Annotated in this window: 6 protein-coding genes; 1 reads left to right on the plus strand and 5 read right to left on the minus strand. The window is 40.1% G+C overall.

Going from position 1 to position 6200, the window contains the following annotated elements; genetic code table 11:
* Window positions 1-149: 149 nt before the first annotated feature.
* Genes ACXM1Q_RS08645 through ACXM1Q_RS08665 form a run of 5 tightly spaced genes read right to left on the minus strand, consistent with a single transcriptional unit; the run spans window position 150 to window position 3524 of the window.
* Window positions 150-488 carry a YlbF/YmcA family competence regulator gene (locus ACXM1Q_RS08645; RefSeq protein ID WP_458517724.1) on the minus strand — a complete coding sequence of 113 codons (339 nt, stop codon included), beginning with the start codon at window positions 486-488 and terminating at the stop codon, window positions 150-152.
* Between the two features lie 52 nt (window positions 489-540).
* Window positions 541-813 carry a DUF1634 domain-containing protein gene (locus tag ACXM1Q_RS08650; protein ID WP_458517725.1) on the minus strand — a complete coding sequence of 91 codons (273 nt, stop codon included), beginning with the start codon at window positions 811-813 and terminating at the stop codon, window positions 541-543.
* A gap of 1 nt (window position 814) precedes the next feature.
* The gene (locus tag ACXM1Q_RS08655; protein WP_458517726.1) at window positions 815-1657 is read right to left on the minus strand and encodes a sulfite exporter TauE/SafE family protein; all 843 of its coding nucleotides are present in this window, start codon (window positions 1655-1657) and stop codon (window positions 815-817) included.
* Window positions 1658-1680: 23 nt separating this feature from the next.
* Window positions 1681-2364, minus strand: a complete 684-nt coding sequence (locus ACXM1Q_RS08660; RefSeq protein WP_135036333.1) for a type I 3-dehydroquinate dehydratase — start codon at window positions 2362-2364, stop codon at window positions 1681-1683.
* Window positions 2361-3524: a class I SAM-dependent rRNA methyltransferase gene (locus ACXM1Q_RS08665; RefSeq protein WP_458517727.1), complete on the minus strand. Its 1164-nt coding sequence runs from the start codon at window positions 3522-3524 to the stop codon at window positions 2361-2363. The genes ACXM1Q_RS08660 and ACXM1Q_RS08665 overlap by 4 nt, the downstream gene beginning before the upstream one ends.
* A gap of 360 nt (window positions 3525-3884) precedes the next feature.
* On the opposite strand from ACXM1Q_RS08665, the gene ACXM1Q_RS08670 reads away from it, so the two are divergent.
* Window positions 3885-6086 carry an LTA synthase family protein gene (locus tag ACXM1Q_RS08670; RefSeq protein WP_458517728.1) on the plus strand — a complete coding sequence of 734 codons (2202 nt, stop codon included), beginning with the start codon at window positions 3885-3887 and terminating at the stop codon, window positions 6084-6086.
* The last annotated feature ends 114 nt before the right edge of the window (window positions 6087-6200 follow it).

The raw sequence follows: 6200 nt of genomic DNA on the forward strand, positions 1-6200 counted from the left end.
CTTCCTCTCCCCGCTACCTCACGATAGTCAGGCTTGGGAGTCGCTATTGGGTTCACCGGTAGCAGGTGCCCACAGAGGACTTACACCTCAGATGTACGACATGCCCGTCGTACTAGAAAAAAGAGGTTATTGAACCTCTTCTTTCTATGTTATTGCAATAATTCCTGAACTGGTTCAAAGACAATACGTTCCAAATCGCTGAGGTAAACTCCTAATTGTTGTTCCTTTGCAAAGAAATTGGATACCAGTTCATTTCCTTGAATTTTTTCAGAAAAATCACGCATTCTGCCTTCAAAATCAGCTTCCGGTGCTTGCCCCGTTTGAGCCATTCGTTGCAATTCATTTTGGAATTGGATATACTCATCAAACATGACTTGAGCTTCAGGGTTTTTGGCAATCTCTTCCTTAGCTTGAACGACTGCTTGATATTCAGGAAGAGCACGAAGACGGCGATTCAATTCATTAGCAACATCATAAATATTAGACATATAATTTCTCCTTTTTATAAATAATACACTTATTTCCTAAAAGAAAACTTGCTTAGGCAAACACGATAGATAAAACAATAATGGCTAACACCAATAATGTAATCCGTATATAAAGCTGGTCCTTCTCTTGATAAAAAAAGATCAAGGAGGTAAACACCCGTAGAATCGGAGTCAACATCAAGCTCCAAATCCCAATCAAGAGAATTGACTGACCAAGCTGCTGCCAGCCCAGAAAAGTCAGTAAGCTTCCCAGAGCTAAGAAAATAACTGTTAAGAATAAGCCAGTACGCAGAATCCATTGGATGGTCGTTTTAATGTGAGTCATCCTAACCTCCCAAGCCACGCAGAAACATTTGTACCCCTGTCACCAAGAGAACCATTAAAAACAAGACTCGTAAATACGCTACTGGAATTCTCGGCATCAGTTTACTTCCCAGCGTGGAACCTGCAATAACTCCTAAAACAATAGGGGCTACAATCTGCAAATCAACAGACCCCTGACTAAAATAAAAGATAGCGGAAGAAACACCTGTGACCCCCATCATAAAATTAGCCGTTGCAGAGGATACCTTAAGTGGTAGCCCCATCACATTATCCATGGCCAAAACCTTGAAAGCACCTGCTCCAATTCCTAGCAAGGCTGAGGCAACACCTGCCAAAAACATAATGAACGATCCCAGTGGAATATTAGCTGCTTGGTAGTTAACCTGCGTTTGCGTTCCGAAATCATAATATGTTCCACTAAGGGACTCTTGCAAAGGAGTCGACTTTTTTGCTGCTGTACTTGTCAAATGATGGGTCTCGCCACCCTTTATTTTTTTCCACATAGTATAGGCTTGGTAAAACATCAGTAAGCCATAAAGAATAAAGAGAAACTGACCTTGCACAACAGTCGATAACAGTGCTCCCACAAAGGCACCTATAGTGGTAAAAATCTCAAGAAACATAGCTAATCTGAGATTGAGCAAATCATCTTCCAAATAAGCCAGAGCAGACCCGGTACTTGTCCCCAATACTGCAAAGATAGAGACTAATACAGCCACCTTAATATCATATCCCATTACAATTGTGAGAATCGGAGTAAGGATAAGACCACCACCCAACCCCAATAAGGAGCCTAAAAGTCCTGCTAGAATACCAATACTGATAAAGATACTAAACTCAATCATGAGCAACCTCCATCACCAAGGAGCTATTCAGAATCATTTACAGCTTCTAGAATCGTCCGAGTCTTATGTAGGGATAGTTGTCCGGAAGCGCTCGGAACTTCTAACGCTGCAAAAGTCCAAGCCGAACCTGTCAAATCACCTATCAGACGTGTCCAAACACCTAATTTCCCAGTAGAGATGGTCACATATTCCTGTTCTGGATTTAGAGATTTAAAACCACGAGTATAATTCATCAAATCAAGTACGTCCTGCTCATGTTTCGGTTGGACTGCTACTTTCACAATTCGAGGGTTCAAAGCTGTCAATTCTGACAGAATTTCCATTAAATTATCAGGCGTCTCCTCATAATTGTGATAGGTCAACACTAGATTTGAAAGATCAAGTACCTTATCGAATTCATCACGATAAGCATAAAATTCAAAATCAATATACTCAGGCTGATACAAAGTTTGAATTTCACGGAGAATCGCTACATATTCAGAACCGTCTAGTTCCATTCTACCGCCCTGACGAGTCGTCCGTAACGTAAAAACAATTTCACGGCCTGCAAATTTCTCAAAAATAGCCGGAGCCAGGGAGAAAATATCCTCTTTTTTACTTGCATAATCTGCACGCCATTCGATTATATCTACCGAGTCAAAACGATCGGTATCCAAGGCCTGCACATCCTCAAGACTGGTCGGCATGATTGGTACAACTATCTTCATTCATCTACCCTTATCTGTATTACTTTTAAATAATTACTAGTGCTCTCTAGAGCATAACTTGGAAAATCCATTGGTAAGCGGTGAATCTTCTCAATCTTATAGGAAGAAGATCCCATTCCCTTTTGGATTTGAAGCTGAAATTTTTCTAAGGACAACTGAGCCGCATTGGTACTAAGAATCATTCGTCCTTTTGGATTCAAGAGTTTAAGAGACTCTTCTACCAATCGATGGTAATCCTTGTTTACGGAAAAGACTTGTTTTTTATTCCGAGCAAAACTAGGTGGATCAATAACGATAACATCAAAACTCAAACCTTTCCTTGCAGCATAACGCAAGTATTCAAAGGTATCCATTATAACAAAGGAATGACCTTCTAAACTCATTTCATTCGCTAAAAAATGGGCTTGAGAAAGTTCTCTACTCCGTTTAGCAAGGTCCACTGAAACAGTTTCAACAGCTCCTCCTGCTACAGCAGCAACCGAAAAGGCTGCCGTATAGGAAAAGAGGTTTAATAGACGCTGTCCCTTAGCTAGTCCATTGGCTAAATCATTGCGAACCTCATGCTGGTCCAAGAAAATACCAGTCATCAAACCATCATTTAGAAAGACTTGATAGACCACACCATTTTCTTTAACGAGAAACTGCTCTGGTGCTTCTTCTCCATATAAATGAGCACTCTCATACTCTGGACCTTTAAAGCGGATTTTTTCATAAGCTCCCCTACACTCAGGGAACACCTTTTGAAAACCGGCAACAATTTCATCCCTATGATTGTAAACAAAGGAGTTATACCAAGAAAAGAGGAGATAATCTCCATACAAATCTACAGTAAAACCTGGAAAGCCATCCCCTTCTTGGTTAAACACACGAAAAGCCGTGGTATCAGAATCTTCAAAATAGCCTCGTCTTTTCGCCTTTGCTCCAGCAAACTTTTCCACTAGATAGGATTCGGACCAGTTCAACTTATCTTTAGACAAGACCCAGCCAACACCCTTATTTTGTTTAGAAAGATAGCCTGAGGCTACAAACTTCCCATTTTGACTCTGAAAGTGAACAAACTCATTGTCTAAATTGGTCGGTTGAAGATCCTTCTCGTTGAGAAGAATACGCCCTCGGCCAATATCTTGCTGACAGCGAGTCGATATAACTACTTGCTTCATTCATCTATTATAGCAGAATTTACAGAAAAATTGGACAAAATTGCAAAGTCTTGCATAAGGTCTCCTTCTTTCCCAACAAATAGATCCTGTCTACTACTTGCATTCTCTAAAGAGATAACTTATTTCTGGATTCTTCTTCAAAGCATATCCACTAACATAGCCACAATAAAAAGACCAATGGAACGGCTGTCCCTTCCAAACTTAAGTATTTCTTAAAAAGAAATCACTCCATCACCTCTGACTAGTTTCCCACTTTTAATTTATGATATAATCAAACTTGAAATAAAATTGGGATGCTATTCCCAAAATATAACTGTCTTATCCAAAAGGATATTTTTGACAAAGTAAGGAAATTTTTCCGTGAAAAAAATTATACAATCACTTCTAAATACAATGAGTAGTCGATTAGGATTAGTCTTCATCCTCCTCATCCTATACTGGTTAAAAAGTATCGCTGCCTATTTCTTAAGTTTTAATTTAGATATTCAACTGGGAAATATGCAAGGTTTTTACCAACTAGCTCTCGCTTTTTTAAATCCGCTCCCCTTGGGATTGTTACTTCTAGGCTTGTCCTTTTACATCAAACCTACCAAAGTATTCTACCCATTTTTAGCGGTTGTCTACCTCATCTTATTCTCTTGGCTTTTCTCCAATGTCATTTATTATCGAGAGTTTTCTGACTTCATCACCCTGAATACCATGTTGGCCTCTAGCAGTGTCTCAGCTGGATTAGGAGATGCCGCAGTGAAACTCTTTCGACCATTTGATATCCTCTATTTACTGGATATTCCTATTATTGTTTATCTTTTCTGGAAAAAGAAAATCCGATTCGATAAGCGACCACTAAGCTTTAATGCTAGCTTTGCCATTACTTCTCTAGCGACCATGCTCTTCTCTGCTAATCTCTTCTTTGCTGAAGTTGATCGCCCTGAATTGTTGAGCCGCGGTTTCTCCAACTACTACGTAGTTCGAGCTCTAGGACTTCCAGCCTTCTTCGGCTATAGTGCTAACCAAACCTATCAGGCTGATAAAGAACGGGCCAAAGCCTCTGAGACTGATTTAGAGCCTGTTTTAGAGTATGTTAAGGAGCATAATGCCGCTCCAAATCCGGCAACCTTCGGTATTGCCAAAGGCCGCAACGTCATATATCTACACTTAGAGTCCTTCCAACAATTCTTGATCGACTATAAGCTGAAATCAGATGATCAGGAATACGAAGTGACCCCTTTTATCAATTCACTCTATCATTCCAATGAAAGCTTTGCCTTCTCGAACATCTTCAATCAAGTCAAGGCTGGTAAAACATCTGATGCGGAAACCATGATTGAAACCGGCCTATTTGGATTAAATCAAGGCTCCTTCATGGTTAACTACGGAGGTACCAATACCCAGCAAGCTGCACCGCATATCTTATCCCAAACTGGAGATTATACCTCTGCTGTTTTCCATGGAAACATTGGTAGTTTCTGGAATCGAAATACAACCTATAAACAATGGGGATACAACTATTTCTTTGATCAGTCTTACATGAGTAAGGCTACCGATGAAAATTCTTTCCAATATGGATTGAATGACAAAATTATGTTCAAAGATTCGATTAAGTATCTCGAGCATATGCAACAACCCTTCTATGCCAAATATTTAACCGTATCCAACCATTATCCTTATACAACAAGCTTAATTGGGGACGAACAAGGATTCCCCCTAGCAGAAACCAAGGATGAAACAATTAATGGCTATTTTGCTACAGCCAACTATCTCGATTCTGCGGTAAAAGCCTTCTTTGATTATCTCAAAGAAACGGGACTTTATGAAAATTCCGTCATTGTCCTCTATGGAGATCACTATGGTATCTCCAATTCACGGAATCCTTCTCTGGCTCCACTATTAGATAAAAATCCAGAAATTTGGTCTTCCTATGACAATGCCATGCTTCAACGGATTCCCTACATTGTTGTTGTTCCCGGTATGGAACAAGGATCCATCATTGACACTTATGGTGGGCAGATTGATATGTTACCCACTTTAGAACATCTTCTAGGAATTGATTCCAGTGCCTTTCTACAAGTTGGTCAAGACCTATTATCTCCAGATCATGAGCAAATAGTTGCCTTCCGTTCAAGTAACTATTTCGTAACACCAGAGTACACTTCTTATTCTGGACGCACTTACTACACAGCTACTGGGGAAGAAATCACAACTCCAGATGAATCCACCCAAAAAGCTATCGATCAAGCAAGAGAAAAAGCCAATCAACAATTAAAAATTTCGGATATGATTCAAACTGGAGATTTACTCCGCTTCTACAATGAAAACCGTCTCGGTAAACCAGATGTAAGTAAAATCAGTTACAATAAAGCTATGGATCAATTATTGAAGATTGAAAAAAGCAAAGGACAAGAATCCACAAGTCTATTTAGCCAACGCCAATCTAGCACCGTAGACTTGTTCAATTCACCTACTTACAAAGCCCTTCACCCTGAGCAATTCCTTGAAGACAGCTCCTCAAGTAACTCTTCAAGCTCTTCTCAGGACGAAGAAGCCGAACAACCAATCGAGTAGGGACTAATGCATAGTCCCTCTCACACCACCGTGCGTGCCGTTCGGCACACGGCGGTTCAGTTAACTTTTAACGCATGTCGTTTTAGGTAGTAATCGAGACAGCTGACCAGTCCT

The organism is Streptococcus sp. 10F2, from assembly GCF_054331515.2.